The sequence below is a fragment of the Neisseria sp. P0021.S005 genome, assembly GCF_051956955.1.
Genome location: NZ_JBQCWY010000034.1, coordinates 1 through 16,047 on the forward strand (window position 1 = coordinate 1; position 16,047 = coordinate 16,047).

Below are 16,047 nucleotides of genomic sequence, written 5' to 3' on the forward strand. Positions count from 1 at the left end.
TAACCCGTCTTTTGGAAGGCGTAGAAGGCGTGGAAAAAGCAGAAGTCAGCTTGGAAAACAAAAATGCAGTGATTACTTTTGATGAAAGCAAGACAGATACCGACGCGCTGATTGATGCCGTAGAAGACGGCGGCTACGATGTGGCTTTGTAACCGATAAGCGTATTTTGAAAAGGCCGTCTGAAACGCTTCAGACGGCCTTTGTCTCTTGATAACTTACTTTTTGCCATTATTTGGATTACACCGCCACACGGGTAAACAAAAGTTTTCGCGCATATCTGAAGCAAAGCGGCGGCAAGTGGCTGCCGTATTACAACGAGGCCTGTACCAAACCGTTAGCGGCCGACTAAGGCTACCTGAAACTTTTCAGGTAGACTGTTTCTATTCTGCCCAAGCCGCCTAACGCTCCTCCAGCCCGGCCAAAATCGCACAATCCGGGCAGTCGTCTCCCGCGCAGGCATCGTGCCAACGTTGCAGCTCGGCCACCATGCCCTGCAAGTGTTCGATTTTGGCTTCCAGCTCGGCGATGTGCCGCGCGGTGAGCGTTTTCACTTCGCGGCTGGTACGCTGCGGGTTGTGTTGCAGGCTCAAAAGCTGCCCGATCTGCGGCAGCGAAAAGCCCACTTCCCGCGCATGGCGGATAAAGCACAGCCGGACAAGGTCGGCCTGTCCGTAGCGGCGGTAGCCCGCTTCGCTGCGCGCGGCCGGGGCGATTAGGCCGTGCTTTTCGTAGTCGCGGATTTGTTTGGCGGAAAGGCCGCTCTCGGCCGCGGCCTGGCTGATGTTCATCATGATGCTTGACCTTTACTTCGGGTAAAGCTTTATAGTGGCGGCACTTAGCGGGAAAGCAAGAGCAGACCCATCATTTCAGGTTACCTGAAAGCTTTGGCTGCAACGGGCTTTAAAACCTCAGCCTCATTCCAACAGAAAGGAAACCCTATGCAAACCATCACATTAAACATCGAAGGCATGACCTGCGGCGGCTGCGTGAAAAGCGTTACCAGCATCCTCGAAGGCGTAAACGGCGTGGACAAGGCCGAAGTGAGCCTGGAAAACAAGAATGCCGTCGTGGAATTCGACCCCGCCCAAACCAACCCCGCCGCGCTGATAGAAGCGGTGGAAGACGGCGGCTTTGATGCGGCTTTGTAAATCGAATCGCAACAAATCGACTGCAACACCCCAAAGGCTACCTGAAAACCCTGCTCCGCTTTTTTCAGGTAGCCCAACCACATTCAGAAGGAAGAAACCATGCAACAAAAAGTCCGTTTTCAAATCGAAGGCATGACCTGTCAGGCCTGCGCTTCGCGTATTGAAAAAGTGTTGAACAAAAAAGATTTTGTCGAATCGGCAGGGGTGAACTTTGCCAGCGAGGAAGCGCAGGTTACGTTTGACGACAGCAAAACCTCCGCAGCCGACATCGCCAAAATCATTGAGAAAACCGGTTACGGCGCAAAGGAAAAAACGGAAGACGCGCTGCCGCAGCCCGAAGAAGCAGCGCATGTAAGCTGGAGGCTGTGGCTTTTGTTGGCCATCAATATTCCGTTCCTTATCGGCATGGCAGGGATGATGATCGGGCGGCACGATTGGATGATTCCGCCTGTATGGCAATTTGTGCTGGCAAGCGTGGTGCAGCTTTGGCTGGCGGTGCCGTTTTACAAAAGCGCGTGGGCAAGCATTAAGGGCGGGTTGGCGAATATGGACGTGCTGGTTACCATCGGCACGGTATCGATTTACCTGTATTCCGTTTATATGCTGTTTTTCAGCCCGCACGCGGCGCACGGCATGGCACACGTGTATTTTGAAGTAGGCGTGATGGTGATCGGTTTTGTGTCGCTGGGCAAATTTTTGGAACACCGCACCAAAAAATCTAGCCTCAACAGCTTGGGCTTGCTGCTCAAACTCACGCCGACCCAAGTCAACGTGCAACGCGATGGCGAATGGAAACAACTGCCCATCGACCAAGTGCAAATCGGCGACCTTATCCGCGCCAACCACGGCGAACGCATTGCCGCCGACGGCATCATCGAGAGCGGCAGCGGTTGGGCGGACGAGAGCCATCTTACCGGCGAATCCAACCCCGAAGAGAAAAAGGTGGGCGGCAAAGTGTTGGCAGGTGCGCTGATGACCGAAGGCAGCGTGGTATACCGCGCTACGCAGCTCGGCAGCCAAACCCTGCTCGGCGACATGATGAACGCGCTGTCCGAAGCGCAAGGCAGCAAGGCACCGATTGCACGCGTGGCAGACAAGGCGGCGGCGGTGTTCGTGCCTGCCGTCGTGGGCATCGCGCTTCTGACTTTTATCGCCACTTGGCTGGTGAAAGGCGATTGGACGGTGGCGCTGATGCACGCCGTTGCCGTTTTGGTGATTGCCTGCCCGTGCGCGCTCGGTCTGGCGACGCCCGCCGCGATTATGGTCGGCATGGGCAAGGCGGTGAAACACGGTATTTGGTTCAAAGACGCGGCGGCGATGGAAGAAGCTGCTCACGTCGATGCTGTCGTGTTGGACAAAACCGGCACGCTGACCGAAGGCAGGCCGCAGGTTGCCGCCGTTTATTGCGTTCCCGACAGCGGCTTTGACGAAGATGCTTTGTACCGAATCGCCGCCACCGTCGAACAAAACGCCGCTCATCCGCTCGCCCGAGCCATCGTTTCCGCCGCCCAAGCGCGCGGTTTGGAAATCCCCGCAGCACAAAACGCCCAAACCGTTGTTGGCGCAGGCATTACCGCCGAAGTGGAAGGCGTGGGTTTGGTGAAAGCAGGCAAAGCAGAATTTGCCGAACTGACCTTGCCGAAGTTTTCAGACGGCGTTTGGGACATTGCAAGCATTGTTGCAGTCTCGGTCGATAACAAACCCATCGGCGCATTCGCACTTGCAGACGCGTTGAAAGCCGATACCGCCGAAGCCATAGGCCGTCTGAAAAAACACAATATCGATGTCTATATTATGAGCGGCGACAACCAAGGCACGGTCGAATATGTCGCCAAACAACTGGGCATCGCACACGCCTTTGGTAATATGAGTCCGCGCGATAAAGCCGCCGAAGTGCAGAAACTCAAAGCCGCCGGCAAAACCGTGGCGATGGTCGGCGACGGCATCAACGACGCACCCGCGCTCGCCGCCGCCAACGTCAGCTTCGCCATGAAAGGCGGTGCGGACGTTGCCGAACACACCGCATCCGCCACACTGATGCAGCATTCGGTCAACCAGCTCGCCGATGCCCTGCTGGTGTCGCAGGCAACTTTGAAAAACATCAAGCAAAACCTGTTTTTCGCCTTCTTCTACAATATTTTGGGCATTCCGCTCGCCGCGCTCGGCTTTTTAAACCCCGTTATCGCAGGCGCGGCAATGGCGGCAAGCTCGGTTTCCGTGTTGAGCAATGCCTTGCGCCTGAAACGGGTGAACATTGAGTGATAATATAAAGGCCGTCTGAAGATTGTTTTTTCAGACGGCCTGTCATCAAATATTTTTGGAGAAATAATCAGATGAAAACACTTCGTTTATTGTTTGGTTTAGCATTGGTTGCCACTGCATTTAGCGTGCAGGCTGAGGATTACAGCGAGAAGCAGCACGATAAGCTGATACGGGAATGCAATCGGAACAATCTGGAGAGTTGCGTCACTGCGGCCATTTGGATGCGCGATTATCTTGAAGCGCCTGCTCATGCGTATCCGTTTCTGAAAAAAGCCTGCGATGGCGGTAATATGCGCGGCTGCAATGTTTTGGGTAATCTGTATCTTAATCCGTCCAGCGGTTTGGGCATGGATTATGCCGCAGCGGTCAAGCTCTACGAACGGGCTTGTAAAGGCGGTTATGAAAATGCCTGTACCAATCTTGAAGAAACTAAAACGGAGATGGCGCAAGGCACTACATCAGACCGCGACAGCCGTTTAAACCAACTGAGCGAATCTTGTGCTTTGGAAAACGAAGCTGCTTGTCAGGCGTTAATGATGGAAATGCAACGTTGAGCGTCACGCCGAGGCCGTTTGAAGACTGTTTTTTCAGACGGCCTTTAATCCATATTTTCTGATTTTGAGGCCCAAGCGGGAGTATGTTGTATGGACATGATGTTGTTTACCAATATTGTATTGATTGTTTTATGTATTTTTACCATGTTGCTGGTGTGGTCGCGCAACTGGAAACGCAAGCAGGCGTATTTTGAGAAAATCAAAAGCAATCCGGAAAACCTCAAATGGGTTGGGCAGAATCTGACTGGTCAGGAATGGAAGGATTTGAAAGCCGTGAGCGACCGTTTTGGGCTGCCCATGTTGCAGGCCAAGCAATTAATTGATTTTTATAAAAACAGTCAGCTCTAATTGATGATTTAACGATAGAACTTGACTGAAGTTAAGGCCGTCTGAAATAGCACTCTTATAATAATATAAGTGATATTTCAGACGGCCTTGCTGTTGATTCAAATAAAGGGAGGAGAACAAAAATGACCGTTTACTTAATCGGCGACTCCGTTCGGCTTGCTTCGGAGCCTTACACGCGCGCCGCTTTGCCTGAGGTGGATATTGTTTCTCCATCGGAAAACTGCCGTTCGTCGCATGATGTGTTAGAGCATATCAGGCAATGGACAGAGGGTGCGACTGTGGGAGACATTATCCACATCAATTGCGGTTTGCACGACATCCGCCATAATCAAGGCTGTAATGAGCCGGTGGCCGATATAAAAACCTATCGCAGCAACCTGATTCAAATTTTCGATTATCTGAAACAGACAGGGGCAAAAATTATTTGGGCGAGCAGTACGCCGTTTTTGGAAAGCGTACACAATATCGTCAAACCCTCGCGCCGCTATCTGGCCGACTTGAAGGCCTATAACCGTGTGGCGGAGGATTTGGCAAGGCAATATGGTTTTACCGTCAATGATTTATACAGTCTGATGTTTGAGCAGGATTTGACCGATGTGATGCTGTGCGATGGACTTCATTTCAATGAGTTCGGCAGCAAGATGATAGGCGAGGCAGTAGCCGAAGCGATATTGAAACAGTTGTGCTAACTTGACGTAATCCATTTTTATTATGTTTTTAATATTGAGACAGACTTTAAGTTGCAACCCAATATCTATTGGGGTATAGTGATTACTCTTATCAACATGAAACTAAGAAGGAATAAATGATGACTGGCAAATTAGATCAAATCAGCGGTGAAGTAAAAGAGAAAGCCGGCGAAGTTCTTGACGATTCCAAACTCAAAGCTGAAGGCGTAGTTCAACAAGGCGTCGGTAAGACAAAAGAAGTTGCTGCGGATGCTAAAGAAAAAGCAGAAAACTTTGCAGGTGAAGCCAAAGAAAAAGCGGCGCACTTCGCAGGCGAGGCTAAAGAAAAAGTAGAAAACTTTGCAGGTGAAGCTAAAGAAAAAGCAGCTCATTTAGCCGGTGAAGCCAAAGAGAAAGTAGCACACTTGGCTGAAGAAGCCAAAGAAAAAGCTGAAGGCTTGATTAATGATATTAAAAGCAAATTTTAATATTTAAAGAATAAAAGGCCGTCTGAAAGATTTTTCAGACGGCCTTTGTTTATGGTTTTAAAGTTTAGGCAAACTGTTTGCCAAATTCGATAAACTCGTCTTTTTTGGCTTTGGCTTTGCCGGAGTCGATGGCTTCTTGCGCGGCTTTGACACCGTCCGCCAGCGATGCGACCACATTTCCTGCGTAGAGCGCGGCGGCTGCATTGAGGACGACGATGTCGCGTGCGGCACCGACTTTGCCATCCAGCACTTCGTTCATTTTTTGCAGGGATTCTTGCGCGTTTTCGACTTTGATTTCGTCCAAATTGCGGCGGATTTCCATGCCGAAATCGGCCGGGCTGATATCGTATTCGGTGATTTTGCCGTCTTTCAGTTCGGCAACGCGGGTTTTGCCGGTCAGCGTGATTTCATCCAAACCGCCTTCGCCGCACACAACCAAAACATGCTTGGAACCAAGCTGTTGCAATACGCGGGAAAGAATGCCGCACAAGTCGATGTGGAACACGCCCAAGAGTTGGTTTGCCGCGCCGGCAGGATTGGTCAGCGGGCCCAAGATATTGAAGATGCTGCGGAAGCCGAGCGAACGGCGGACTGGGGCAACATAGCGCATAGCGCTGTGGTGGTTGGGCGCGAACATAAAGCCGATGCCGGTTTGCTGAATGCTTTGGGCAACCTGTTCGGGGTTGAGGTTGAGGTTGGCGCCCATTTGTTCCATGACATCGGCAGCGCCGCTGGATGAAGAAACGGAGCGGCCGCCGTGTTTGGCGACTTTCGCGCCTGCCGCAGCCGCGACAAACATGGAAGTCGTGGAAATATTGAAGGTTTTGGCACCGTCGCCGCCTGTGCCGACAATATCGACCAAGTCATCGGCGTTTTCTAGCGGCACTTTGGTGGCAAATTCGCGCATCACGCTGGCTGCAGCGGTAATCTCGGAAACGGTTTCAACTTTAATCCGCAGGCCGGTCAGGATAGCGGCGATTTGCTCGGGCGGAACTTGGCCGCTCATGATTTGGCGCATGAGGTCGGTCATTTCATCGTAGAAAAGTTCGTTGTTGCTGATGAGGCGTTCAATCGCTTGTTGAGGGGTAATCATGATTTTCCTTTGTTCGTGTCCGGTGTGATTCAGGCCGTCTGAAAATGCGGTTTGAACACTGTCAAACACCTTTCAGACGGCCTTTCATTAAGATTTTTGCGGGCGATAGTTTTTGAATTCTTCCAAGAAGTTTTTCAGCATATCGTGGCCGTGTTCGGTCAGCAGGGCTTCGGGGTGGAACTGTACGCCTTCGACGGCATATTCTTTATGGCGTACGCCCATGATTTCGCCGTCTTCCGTCCATGCGGTAATTTCGAGGCAGTCGGGCAGGGTGGCGCGGTCGATGGCGAGGCTGTGGTAGCGCGTGCAGTTGACCGGATTGGGCAGGTCTTTAAACATGCCTGTGCCGTGATGGAAAACAGGGGAGACTTTGCCGTGCATCATTGTTTGCGCGCGCACGACATTGCCGCCGAACGCTTCGCCCATGGTTTGATGGCCGAGGCACACGCCCATGACGGGCAGCCTGCCGGCAAAGTGCTGCATGGCCGCAACAGAAATGCCTGCTTCTTTCGGGGAACAAGGGCCGGGGCCGATGACCAGATATTGAGGTTTCACGGCTTCGATTTCTTCGATGGTGATTTCATCGTTGCAGCGAACCAAAACTTCCTGCCCCAATTCGGCAAAGTATTGGACGATGTTGTAGGTGAAGCTGTCGTAATTGTCGATAAATAAAAGCATTTGCAAACCTTTAATGACATCTTGGCAGACAGGGTAAGGCCTGCCAAAAGTGTAAAAACCGTTTATGTTTGCATAATATCACAATCTTTACCTAAAGGCCGTCTGAAACGGCGGATAAGACAAAACAGCTAAAAAATGCTATGCTTTACGCTTTGAACCTAATCTGTTTGAAGTGATGAAAAAGTATCTTATCCCGACTGCCGCCGTTGTTGTCGCCGCTGCGCTCGGCACGCCTTATTATCTTGGTGTCAAAGCGGAAGAAAGCCTGACCGAGCAGCAAAAGCTGTTGCAGGAATCCGGTTTCCTGACCGTTGAGTCCCACCAATACGATCGCGGCTGGTTCAGTTCAACCGAGACGACCGTCATCCGCCTCAAGCCGACCCTGCTTCAAAATACGCAAAAATATCTGCCGGACAATTTGAAAACCGTCCTGCAAGAGCCGATTACGGTCATCAACCACGTGACCCACGGCCCGTTTGCCGGCGGCTTCGGTACGCGTGCGCACGTGGAAACCGAGTTCCAATACCATCCGGAAACCAAAAAAGTTTTGGATCGCTTCTTCGGCCAGCAAACGCCGTTGACCATGACCAATACGGTTTATCTTTCCGGCGACGGCAAACTCAGCCTCAATATCCCCGCCTTCGACTATGAAGAGCTCTCCGGTATCAAGCTCAACTGGAAAGGCTTTGGCGGCAATACCGATTACAGCCAAGGCTTCAAAAGCTATCGCCACGATTACCTCGCGCCGTCTTTACAAGTCAAATTGGCCGACAAAGGCGATGTATCTTTGGAAAACCTGCGCTTCCAATCCGAAACGGAAGACGGCCTGACCAAGCTTGCTTTGGGCAAGAGCAGCATTACGCTGGATAAATTCCTGCTGCAATGGAAAGAAAACATCGATTACAACGTTAAGTTGAATGAGTTGGTCAACCTTGTGACCAACCTGCAAATCGGTGCATTCATCAATCCGACCGGCACGATTGCTCCGTCTAAAATCGAAGTCAGCAAACTGCGTTTCGATACGCAGACCGGCGAAGTCGATAAATTCATCAACAGTGAAGGCCGCTTCCAATTTGAAAGTCTGACTTATGGCGAAGACAAATACGGCCCTCTGGACATCAATGTCGCTGCCGAGCATTTGGATGCGGCATCACTTTTGGCATTGAAAAACAAAATTGCCGAAGTGTCCGTGAAGAAAATGAGCGAAGAAGAAATTCAGGCTTCCTTGATTCAGACGGCCAAAAACGAGGCTTCGGGCCTGTTTACCAACAATCCAGTTTTAAACGTCAAAACCTTCAAATTCACCATGCCTCATGGTGATGTCGATGTCAGCGGCAAACTCGCGTTTAAAGGTTTGGCAGCTAAAGACCTCAACAATTTGGGCGATATGCTGAAGAAAACCGAAGCCGACTTCAACATGAGCGTACCGCAAAAATTGTTGGAGCAGCTCGCCGTCAACCAAGCAAGCAGCCTGTTTAGCGTCAATGCCGAAGATGAAGCCGCAGGCCGCGCCAGCATCGATGATATCAACGAGACCTTGCGCCTGATGGTAGACAGCACCATCAAAAGTATGGCAAGAGAAAAATATTTGACCTTAGAAGACGATAATGTCAAAACCCATCTGACTCTGCAAAACAGCGAGTTGAAATTAAACGGAAAAGTTCTTCAAAGCGACCCGGAACCTGAGTTCGACGAATCAGACTTTCCCAATAACTAATCCTCAATCACACAAACAGCGGTTTTAACTTCTCTGAAGTTAAAACCGCAAATCAACCCACAATCAAAAAGGAAACCCATGTTCCGTACCATGCTCGGCGGCAAAATCCACCGTGCCACCGTTACCGAAGCCGACCTCAACTACGTCGGCAGCATTACCGTTGACCAAGACCTGCTGGATGCGGCAGGTATTTGCGTGAACGAAAAAGTCGCCATCGTCAACAATAACAACGGCGAACGTCTTGAAACCTACACCATTCCCGGCGAACGCGGTAGCGGCGTCGTTTGCTTGAATGGCGCGGCCGCGCGTTTGGTTCAAAAAGGCGACATCGTAATTATCATGTCTTACGTCATGTTGTCCGAACCCGAAATTGCAGCGCATGAGCCGAAAGTCGTCCTCGTCGATGAGAACAATAAAATCCGCGACGTGATTTCTTATGAGCCGCCGCACACCGTGTTGTAATATTCAAACAAAGGCCGTCTGAAACGTTTCAGACGGCCTGTTTCCCAAATTCAACTTATCTGAAAGGCTTCGCCGTGAATATCCAAATCAACAACATCACTGTCAGCAACGATGCGCCCTTTACCCTTTTCGGCGGCATCAATGTCCTTGAAGACCTCGACTCTACGCTGAAAGCCTGTGAGCAATACGTTAAAGTAACCGATAAACTCGGCATCCCTTACGTTTTTAAAGCCTCTTTCGACAAGGCAAACCGCTCTTCCATCCACTCTTTCCGCGGTGTAGGTCTGGACGAAGGCATGAAGATTTTTCAAGCGGTGAAGCGCGAGTTTAACGTTCCCGTGATTACCGATGTTCACGAGCCTTACCAATGCCAGCCGGTTGCCGAAGTCTGCGATGTCATCCAGTTGCCTGCCTTCTTGGCACGCCAAACCGATTTGGTGGTGGCAATGGCGAAAACCGGCAATGTCATTAACATCAAAAAGCCGCAATTCCTCAGCCCTTCTCAAATGAAAAACATTGTGGAGAAATTCCAAGAAGCAGGCAACGATCAAATCATTTTGTGCGAACGCGGCGCAAACTTCGGCTACGACAATTTGGTGGTCGATATGCTCGGCTTTGGCGTGATGAAAAAAACGTGTAACAACCTGCCCGTTATTTTTGACGTAACCCATTCCCTGCAAACACGCGAATCCGGTGCCGCAGCATCAGGCGGCCGTCGCACCCAAGTATTGGACTTGGCGCTTGCCGGTATGGCAACCCACTTGGCCGGTTTGTTCCTTGAATCCCATGCCAATCCCGACCAAGCCAAATGTGATGGCCCAAGCGCATTGCCGCTTGCGCAATTGGAAGATTTCCTGACCCGTGTTAAAGCAATCGATGAAACCGTGAAATCGTTTGCGCCTATGGATATTCGTTAAAGGCAAATAAGTTAAAAGGCCGTCTGAACATTTTTTCAGACGGCCTTTTGTATTTTTTATTGCATTTATTCAAAACTCACAAGTAAAGCGATAGAGTTTTTCAGCAATTAAATTGTTTTTTATTTCAAACCATTGCAGTTCTTCGGAAGATAGGACTCCATATGCACTCAATTGATCCTTACTGTCAAAAAATGCAAAGTCTTCATATGCCATTTTTTGATTTTCACAGTCAATTTGGAGTTTAAAACGAGCTTTAATATAGTCCTTTCCTATCATATTCTTTTGACTATTTATTGAGTTATTTTTAGGCAGTGGCTTAGCTTTCTTATGACGTATCTCCATCAATAAACTTTGGGGTGAAAGCGATCGGATAAGAGTATTACCGTAGATCGATTTACTTTTATCGGGATAAGAATGGATTAATTGCCAATATTCAGGTTTGTCATATCTTATTTTTTCTGCATAAACAGGTTGTATCAATAAGGTGATCAGTATGAAAAATAGGGTTTTATTCATAGACGAGATTTTGCAAATAAGCTATCTAAAAACACATATTGATGTTTTCAGGGAGCTTTAAAGCTTTTGACTGCTCTTTATTACTGTATTACTGTCCGCGTAAAAACAACGCATCCAATTCTTTTAAAGTCAGTTTGACCCATGTCGGACGGCCGTGATTGCACTGGTTGCTACGCGGTGTGTTTTCCATATCGCGCAGGAGTGCGTTCATTTCGGGCAAAGTCAGTTGGCGGCCGGCGCGGACTGAGCCGTGGCAGGACATGGTGGCGAGGATGTGGTTTTCGTGTTCCTCGATGGTTTGGCTGCTGCCGACTTGGGCGAGTTCGCCCAATACATCTTTGGCCAGTGAAACGACGTCGGCTTTGCCGAGCATGGCGGGAACTGCGCGGACGGCAAGGGTATTGCCGCCCATGTCGGACAATTCCAGGCCAAAGCCTGCCAGCGTTTCGGCGTGATCGGCAAGGGAGGCGCATTCTTCGTGGGACGCGGCGAAGGTAACGGGGATGAGCAAGCGTTGGCTTTGCAGGTTGCCGTTTTCCTGACGTTGGAGTTTCATTTTCTCGTAGTTGACGCGTTCGGCGGCAGCGTGCATATCGATGAGCAACAGGCTGTCTTCGGCTTGGGCAAGGATGTAGATGCCTAAGAGTTGGGCGATGGCGAAGCCTAGTGGCGGCAGTTCGGATTGGGAGGGAAGGCCGTCTGAAAGCGGCGTATCTGTTTGGGGAGTAGGCGTTTCAGACGGCATATTACCGAAACATGCCTGCTCGAATTGGCTCAACTCAAGGTCGATGTCGTCGGTTTTTTTGTAGAGCTCGGCGTAAGTATTCATGGCCGCGCGGCTTTCGCGCAGAGACAGGCTGCGTTGTTGCGGCGCACGCGAGGCTTGGTAGGGCATGGGCGCGGTTTTGCCTGATGGACCAAAGGCATTGCGTGTATCGGGTTTGTTGCCTGTTGGGTAGTTGGATGCGCTATCAAACAGATTTTCGCTGTTGTTTTCAGACGGCATTGGTGCAGGAGTAACGCCGGTAATGTCATGCAACACTTCGCCTGCATTGCTGACGCTTTCGGTCAGGTCGGCGCGTGTATCGGCAAGGGCTTTGTTGAGCGTGTGGAACACGAGTTGGTGCACCTGCTGGCTGTCGTGGAAGCGGATCTCTGTTTTGGTCGGGTGGACGTTGACATCCACGGCTTCGGGCGGCAGGTCGAGGAAGAGGACGAAAGCAGGCGTCAGCGCGTTGTGCAATACGTCGCGGTATGCCTGCTTGACGGCATGGAGCATGACTTTGTCGCGGACAAAACGATGGTTGACGAAGCAGTATTGTTTGTCGGTTTTGCCTTTGGCAAAGGTCGGCTTGGCAATCGCGCCATAAAGCCGCAGCGCGCCATTGCCGCTGTCAATTTCCAATGAGGCCGTCTGAAAATCATCGCCGACAATGGCGGCAATCCGTTCATGCAGGCTTTGTGCAGGAAGTTTGAATACTTGTTTGCTGTCGCGTTTGAGTGAGAAGGCAATGTGCGGATGCGCCAGAGCGAGGCGTTCGAGCATGGTGGCGCAGTGGGCGTATTCGGTGTTTTCAGATTTGAGGAACTTGCGCCGCGCGGGGGTATTGAAGAAGAGTTCGGCAGCTTCGATGGTGGTGCCGACGGGGTGGGCGGCTACCGTAGGGCTGCTGAGTTTGCCGTCTTCTGCTTTGACTTGGGTCGCGTGCGAACTGTCTTCTTGGCGGCTGGTCAGGGTCAGGCGGCTGACGGAGGCGATGCTTGCCAAGCCTTCGCCGCGAAAGCCCATGCTGGCAACGTGTTCCAAATCGTTTAAGGTTTTGATTTTGCTGGTGGCATGGCGGTGGAGCGCAAGCTCGATGTCGTCCGGATGGATACCGCTGCCGTTGTCGCTGACGCGAATCAGGCGGATGCCGCCGCCTGCCAGCTCGACATCAATCACTGTCGCGCCTGCATCGATACTGTTTTCAACGATTTCTTTCAAGGCGTTGGCAGGGCGTTCGACCACTTCTCCGGCGGCGATTTGGTTGACGAGATGGTCGGGCAGGGCGGCAATTCGGGACATCGGTTTCTTTCAAAAAAGCAACGGCAGAAGAGAAAATTACAGGTATTTGCGCATCAATTCGCATTCGACGCGGACGGTTTTGTTCAGCTGCAACACGGCAGTACCGAGCGATTCGTAGCGGTTAAGTCGATAAAAAGGTACGGAATTGAGCGAGGCATACAGTTTGAGAAAGCTGAGGCCTGCATTTCGTGCCATTTCTTCGGCACGGCTGAGCAGGGCCGTACCCAAGCCGAGATTGTGGAAGAGCGGATGGACGTATAAGGCGTCCAATTGCGCTTCTTTGAAATCGACTTGGAAGAAGCCTTGAATCAGCCCTTTGTATTCGACCACCCACAATGCTTTGTTTTTATCGGAGATGGTTTCCAAATAGCTGTTGATGTCGAGCAGACTTTCCCATGCGTGCATAATGGTTTCATCGTAACTGCGGATGCAGGCGTATTGAACGGCATGCAGATGGGCGTTGTGTATGGCTTGGCAGTCTTTTTCGGTTGCCGGACGGAGGATGGTCAGAAGGCTCATGGCGGATGGTCGGAAAAATTGATTTCAGACGGCCTTTGGCAATCAAAGGCCGTCTGAAAAAAGTGGGTAAGGTTACAGGCTTTGATGTAAGGTTTGTGCAGTTTGGAACGCGTTGTCCGCATCGTTGGCCAAGACGGTAAAGTGGCCCATTTTTCGGCCTTTGCGCGCGGCTTTTTTACCGTAAAGATGCAGATGTGCGTTCGGGTTGCTTTGCAGCGGCAGCCATTCGGGTTCGCCGCCGTCTTCCTTCCAAACGTCACCCAAAATATTCGCCATACAGCAAGAACTCAGTAATTTAGTGTCAGCCGGAGGCAGGTTGCACATCAGGCGGACCTGTTGCTGGAATTGGTCTGTCGCGCAGGCGTCGATGGTATGGTGGCCGGAATTGTGCGGACGCGGGGCGATTTCGTTGACGACCAATTCATGCGTGTCGCCGACAACAAACATTTCTACTGCCAATACGCCGACGTAGTTCAATTCATCGGCCAAACGCTGCGCCATTTGTCGCGCCTGTTGCTGCACGTCGGCACTCAGTCGTGCAGGGACGATAGAGTAGGCGAGGATACCGTTTTCGTGAATATTTTCGGCAGGGTCGAAAGTTAGCACTTTGTCATTGTTCAGACGGCATACGATAACGGAAATCTCGCCGCGCAAGTCCACCATTTTTTCTAAAACGCAATCCACGCCGCCGTGTTCGGCAAATGCGGCTTTGAGTTCATCCAATGTTTTTACGCGGATTTGGCCTTTGCCGTCATAGCCCAAAGTGGCAGTTTTCAGGATGCCGGGCAAAAATTGCACGCTTTCTTCAGTGATGTCTTCGGCTTTGCAAACTGCTTGATACGGCGCGGTTTGCAGGCCTGCTTTGCGTATCCATGCCTTTTCCTGAATGCGGTTTTGCGCGATGGCAACGCAGTCGCCACTAGGGGAAACATTGGTGTGTTTGGCGAGAAAACGCATCGCGTCGGCATTGACGTTTTCAAACTCGGTCGTAACAGCCGCGCATTTTGCCAATTCTTCCAAAGCGGTCGGGTCATCAAACGGCGCACACAAATGGCGGTCGGCAAATTCCGCTGCCGGCGCATTCGGGTCGGGATCGAGTACGGTTACTTTGTAGCCCATGGTTTTGGCAGCAACAGTAAACATTCTGCCTAATTGTCCGCCGCCAAGAATGCCGAGCATAGCAGGAGGGAGGATGGGGGATGTGTTCATGGATAATCGCTTTATGAAGAAATTGTGTAGGGTGTTTGCAGGCCGTCTGAAAATGGTTTTACGGCTTTAGACGGCCTGGTGTTTTAAAGTTTGCCGATAAATTGCGGCGGAACGTTTTCAGTTAACCATACGCCGTTGTCCGCCAAATAAAATTGATGCCCTGCCGCAAGCATGGCGACAGTGTCGATGGCCAATCCAACCGGCTTGCCGTGGCGGGAGCCGACTTTAACGGCTGTTGCGGCATCGGCAGATAGATGAACAAAATGGCGCGAGGCAGAATGCAGGCCTTGCTCCAAAATAGACGGAACAGAGCGTTCAGCCGTACCGTGATACAAAATCTGAGGAGGTGTTGCCACTTTGTGTTCGACCTGAACTTGTGCCGTCGAATGACCTTGCGCAGCGCGGATGCGATTGCCGTCTTCGGAAATCGTAAATCGTTTTTTATCGTTGTTTTCGACCACTTCCAACAATACTTCGTAGGTCAGCGGATTGCCCGTAAAGCCGCGCTCGGGATGGTTTACCTGCGTCAGTAAGGTATCAATATCCACCCAGCCGTCTTTATCCAAAGTAATGCCGATTTGCTCGGGATGATGGCGCAAGATAAAGCTGAGGAATTTGCTGATGGATTTTAGTTGTTTTTCGTTTAGTATCATAATCTTGTTGTTTAGTCATTTCAGAGCGCAGGCCGTCTGAAAATTATTTATCCAGCCCTTCTTGCACCATTTGCGCTGCACGGATTATTGCACGGGCTTTGTTTTGGGTTTCCTGCCATTCGGATGTTGGGTCTGAGTCGGCAACTACGCCTGCGCCGCTTTGGACGAAGAGTGTATTGTTTTTAATCACGGCAGTACGAATGGCAATGGCCAAGTCCATGTCGTTGTTGAAACTCCATACGCCGACTGCGCCGCCGTAGATGCCGCGTTTGCTCGGCTCGACTTCTTCGATGATTTCCATGGCGCGGACTTTGGGGGCTCCGGAAAGTGTGCCTGCGGGGAAGGTGGCGGCGAGGATGTCCATGTTGGTCATACCGTCTTTCAGACGGCCTTCGACGTTGGAGACGATGTGCATCACATGGGAGTATTTTTCAATCACCATTTTGTCGGTAACTTTGACTTCGCCGGTTTTACTGATGCGGCCGACGTCGTTGCGTCCTAAGTCAATCAACATGACGTGTTCGGCAATCTCTTTGGCATCGCTCAGCAGATCTTGCTCGTTGGCGAGGTCTTCGGCTGGTGTTTTGCCGCGCAGGCGTGTACCGGCGATAGGACGGACGATGACATCGTCGCGTTCGCGGCGGACGAGGATTTCGGGCGAAGAGCCGACAATATGGAAATCGCCGAAATCGTAGTAGAACATATACGGCGATGGGTTCAGCGTACGCAGGGCGCGGTAGAGGGCAAGCG

Annotated in this window: 19 protein-coding genes; 10 read left to right on the forward strand and 9 right to left on the reverse strand. The window is 51.1% G+C overall.

Annotated features, from left to right (window positions below; all coding sequences use genetic code 11):
• Window positions 1-152 (forward strand): heavy-metal-associated domain-containing protein (locus tag ACTHUE_RS03670; RefSeq protein ID WP_440423039.1); only part of this gene is annotated, 152 nt, incomplete at its 5' end.
• 246 nt (window positions 153-398) lie between these two features.
• Here ACTHUE_RS03670 and cueR read toward each other — a convergent pair.
• On the reverse strand, window positions 399-791 hold the full coding sequence (gene cueR / locus ACTHUE_RS03675; RefSeq protein WP_440361177.1) for a Cu(I)-responsive transcriptional regulator: 393 nt from the start codon (window positions 789-791) through the stop codon (window positions 399-401).
• Between the two features lie 147 nt (window positions 792-938).
• Between cueR and ACTHUE_RS03680 the strand changes: the two genes are divergently transcribed.
• The 6 genes from ACTHUE_RS03680 (at window position 939) to ACTHUE_RS03705 (ending at window position 5,468) form a co-directional block, all read left to right on the forward strand.
• A complete protein-coding gene (locus ACTHUE_RS03680; protein ID WP_003674677.1) occupies window positions 939-1,148 on the forward strand; it encodes a heavy-metal-associated domain-containing protein in 210 nt (69 codons plus the stop codon).
• A gap of 99 nt (window positions 1,149-1,247) precedes the next feature.
• Window positions 1,248-3,410 (forward strand): heavy metal translocating P-type ATPase, encoded by a 2,163-nt coding sequence (locus ACTHUE_RS03685; RefSeq protein ID WP_440361176.1) that lies wholly within the window; start codon window positions 1,248-1,250, stop codon window positions 3,408-3,410.
• 71 nt (window positions 3,411-3,481) lie between these two features.
• Window positions 3,482-3,964, forward strand: a complete 483-nt coding sequence (locus ACTHUE_RS03690) for a sel1 repeat family protein (protein ID WP_150540449.1) — start codon at window positions 3,482-3,484, stop codon at window positions 3,962-3,964.
• A 90-nt stretch (window positions 3,965-4,054) separates the two neighbouring features.
• Window positions 4,055-4,312, forward strand: a complete 258-nt coding sequence (locus tag ACTHUE_RS03695; RefSeq protein WP_049333330.1) for a hypothetical protein — start codon at window positions 4,055-4,057, stop codon at window positions 4,310-4,312.
• 122 nt (window positions 4,313-4,434) lie between these two features.
• The gene (locus ACTHUE_RS03700; RefSeq protein WP_070460885.1) at window positions 4,435-5,001 is read left to right on the forward strand and encodes an SGNH/GDSL hydrolase family protein; all 567 of its coding nucleotides are present in this window, start codon (window positions 4,435-4,437) and stop codon (window positions 4,999-5,001) included.
• Window positions 5,002-5,117: 116 nt separating this feature from the next.
• Entirely contained in the window at window positions 5,118-5,468 is a 351-nt protein-coding gene (locus ACTHUE_RS03705) for a CsbD family protein (RefSeq protein WP_003747074.1), read from the forward strand.
• A 64-nt stretch (window positions 5,469-5,532) separates the two neighbouring features.
• On the opposite strand, the gene trpD is transcribed toward ACTHUE_RS03705, so the two are convergent.
• Both trpD and ACTHUE_RS03715 read right to left on the reverse strand, forming a co-directional pair.
• Entirely contained in the window at window positions 5,533-6,561 is a 1,029-nt protein-coding gene (gene trpD / locus ACTHUE_RS03710; protein WP_003747072.1) for an anthranilate phosphoribosyltransferase, read from the reverse strand.
• An 87-nt stretch (window positions 6,562-6,648) separates the two neighbouring features.
• Window positions 6,649-7,239 carry an aminodeoxychorismate/anthranilate synthase component II gene (locus ACTHUE_RS03715; RefSeq protein ID WP_188211616.1) on the reverse strand — a complete coding sequence of 197 codons (591 nt, stop codon included), beginning with the start codon at window positions 7,237-7,239 and terminating at the stop codon, window positions 6,649-6,651.
• A gap of 175 nt (window positions 7,240-7,414) precedes the next feature.
• Here ACTHUE_RS03715 and ACTHUE_RS03720 point away from each other — a divergent pair, with 175 nt between their 5' ends.
• The 3 genes from ACTHUE_RS03720 (at window position 7,415) to kdsA (ending at window position 10,335) form a co-directional block, all read left to right on the forward strand.
• Window positions 7,415-8,956, forward strand: coding sequence for a YdgA family protein (locus tag ACTHUE_RS03720; RefSeq protein ID WP_440361175.1), 1,542 nt, complete (start codon window positions 7,415-7,417; stop codon window positions 8,954-8,956).
• A gap of 78 nt (window positions 8,957-9,034) precedes the next feature.
• A complete protein-coding gene (gene panD, locus ACTHUE_RS03725; protein WP_003678944.1) occupies window positions 9,035-9,418 on the forward strand; it encodes an aspartate 1-decarboxylase in 384 nt (127 codons plus the stop codon).
• Window positions 9,419-9,492: 74 nt separating this feature from the next.
• Entirely contained in the window at window positions 9,493-10,335 is an 843-nt protein-coding gene (gene kdsA / locus ACTHUE_RS03730) for a 3-deoxy-8-phosphooctulonate synthase (RefSeq protein WP_004519813.1), read from the forward strand.
• A gap of 69 nt (window positions 10,336-10,404) precedes the next feature.
• Here the strand turns inward: kdsA and ACTHUE_RS03735 are convergent, their stop codons facing one another.
• The 6 genes from ACTHUE_RS03735 to ACTHUE_RS03760 form a co-directional block, all read right to left on the reverse strand.
• The gene (locus tag ACTHUE_RS03735; protein WP_004519812.1) at window positions 10,405-10,851 is read right to left on the reverse strand and encodes a hypothetical protein; all 447 of its coding nucleotides are present in this window, start codon (window positions 10,849-10,851) and stop codon (window positions 10,405-10,407) included.
• Between the two features lie 88 nt (window positions 10,852-10,939).
• Entirely contained in the window at window positions 10,940-12,916 is a 1,977-nt protein-coding gene (mutL, locus tag ACTHUE_RS03740; RefSeq protein WP_070695549.1) for a DNA mismatch repair endonuclease MutL, read from the reverse strand.
• Window positions 12,917-12,952: 36 nt separating this feature from the next.
• The gene (locus ACTHUE_RS03745) at window positions 12,953-13,435 is read right to left on the reverse strand and encodes a GNAT family N-acetyltransferase (RefSeq protein ID WP_003747064.1); all 483 of its coding nucleotides are present in this window, start codon (window positions 13,433-13,435) and stop codon (window positions 12,953-12,955) included.
• A 72-nt stretch (window positions 13,436-13,507) separates the two neighbouring features.
• Window positions 13,508-14,644, reverse strand: a complete 1,137-nt coding sequence (locus tag ACTHUE_RS03750; RefSeq protein ID WP_070695551.1) for a 5-(carboxyamino)imidazole ribonucleotide synthase — start codon at window positions 14,642-14,644, stop codon at window positions 13,508-13,510.
• A gap of 83 nt (window positions 14,645-14,727) precedes the next feature.
• Entirely contained in the window at window positions 14,728-15,297 is a 570-nt protein-coding gene (locus ACTHUE_RS03755) for an RNA 2'-phosphotransferase (RefSeq protein ID WP_070695553.1), read from the reverse strand.
• A 43-nt stretch (window positions 15,298-15,340) separates the two neighbouring features.
• Window positions 15,341-16,047, reverse strand: a 707-nt coding sequence (locus ACTHUE_RS03760; protein ID WP_440423037.1) for an anthranilate synthase component I family protein, incomplete at its 5' end; no start/stop codon positions are given.

Coding starts and splice junctions, on each gene's coding strand:
- ACTHUE_RS03745 (WP_003747064.1), bottom strand. CDS start 13,435: ATGAGCCTTCTGACCATCCTCCGTCCGGCAACCGAAAAAGACTGCCAA.
- ACTHUE_RS03705 (WP_003747074.1), top strand. CDS start 5,118: ATGATGACTGGCAAATTAGATCAAATCAGCGGTGAAGTAAAAGAGAAA.
- ACTHUE_RS03755 (WP_070695553.1), bottom strand. CDS start 15,297: ATGATACTAAACGAAAAACAACTAAAATCCATCAGCAAATTCCTCAGC.
- ACTHUE_RS03735 (WP_004519812.1), bottom strand. CDS start 10,851: ATGAATAAAACCCTATTTTTCATACTGATCACCTTATTGATACAACCT.
- ACTHUE_RS03690 (WP_150540449.1), top strand. CDS start 3,482: ATGAAAACACTTCGTTTATTGTTTGGTTTAGCATTGGTTGCCACTGCA.
- trpD (WP_003747072.1), bottom strand. CDS start 6,561: ATGATTACCCCTCAACAAGCGATTGAACGCCTCATCAGCAACAACGAA.
- ACTHUE_RS03685 (WP_440361176.1), top strand. CDS start 1,248: ATGCAACAAAAAGTCCGTTTTCAAATCGAAGGCATGACCTGTCAGGCC.
- mutL (WP_070695549.1), bottom strand. CDS start 12,916: ATGTCCCGAATTGCCGCCCTGCCCGACCATCTCGTCAACCAAATCGCC.
- ACTHUE_RS03750 (WP_070695551.1), bottom strand. CDS start 14,644: ATGAACACATCCCCCATCCTCCCTCCTGCTATGCTCGGCATTCTTGGC.
- ACTHUE_RS03680 (WP_003674677.1), top strand. CDS start 939: ATGCAAACCATCACATTAAACATCGAAGGCATGACCTGCGGCGGCTGC.
- panD (WP_003678944.1), top strand. CDS start 9,035: ATGTTCCGTACCATGCTCGGCGGCAAAATCCACCGTGCCACCGTTACC.
- cueR (WP_440361177.1), bottom strand. CDS start 791: ATGATGAACATCAGCCAGGCCGCGGCCGAGAGCGGCCTTTCCGCCAAA.
- ACTHUE_RS03715 (WP_188211616.1), bottom strand. CDS start 7,239: ATGCTTTTATTTATCGACAATTACGACAGCTTCACCTACAACATCGTC.
- ACTHUE_RS03700 (WP_070460885.1), top strand. CDS start 4,435: ATGACCGTTTACTTAATCGGCGACTCCGTTCGGCTTGCTTCGGAGCCT.
- ACTHUE_RS03695 (WP_049333330.1), top strand. CDS start 4,055: ATGGACATGATGTTGTTTACCAATATTGTATTGATTGTTTTATGTATT.
- ACTHUE_RS03720 (WP_440361175.1), top strand. CDS start 7,415: ATGAAAAAGTATCTTATCCCGACTGCCGCCGTTGTTGTCGCCGCTGCG.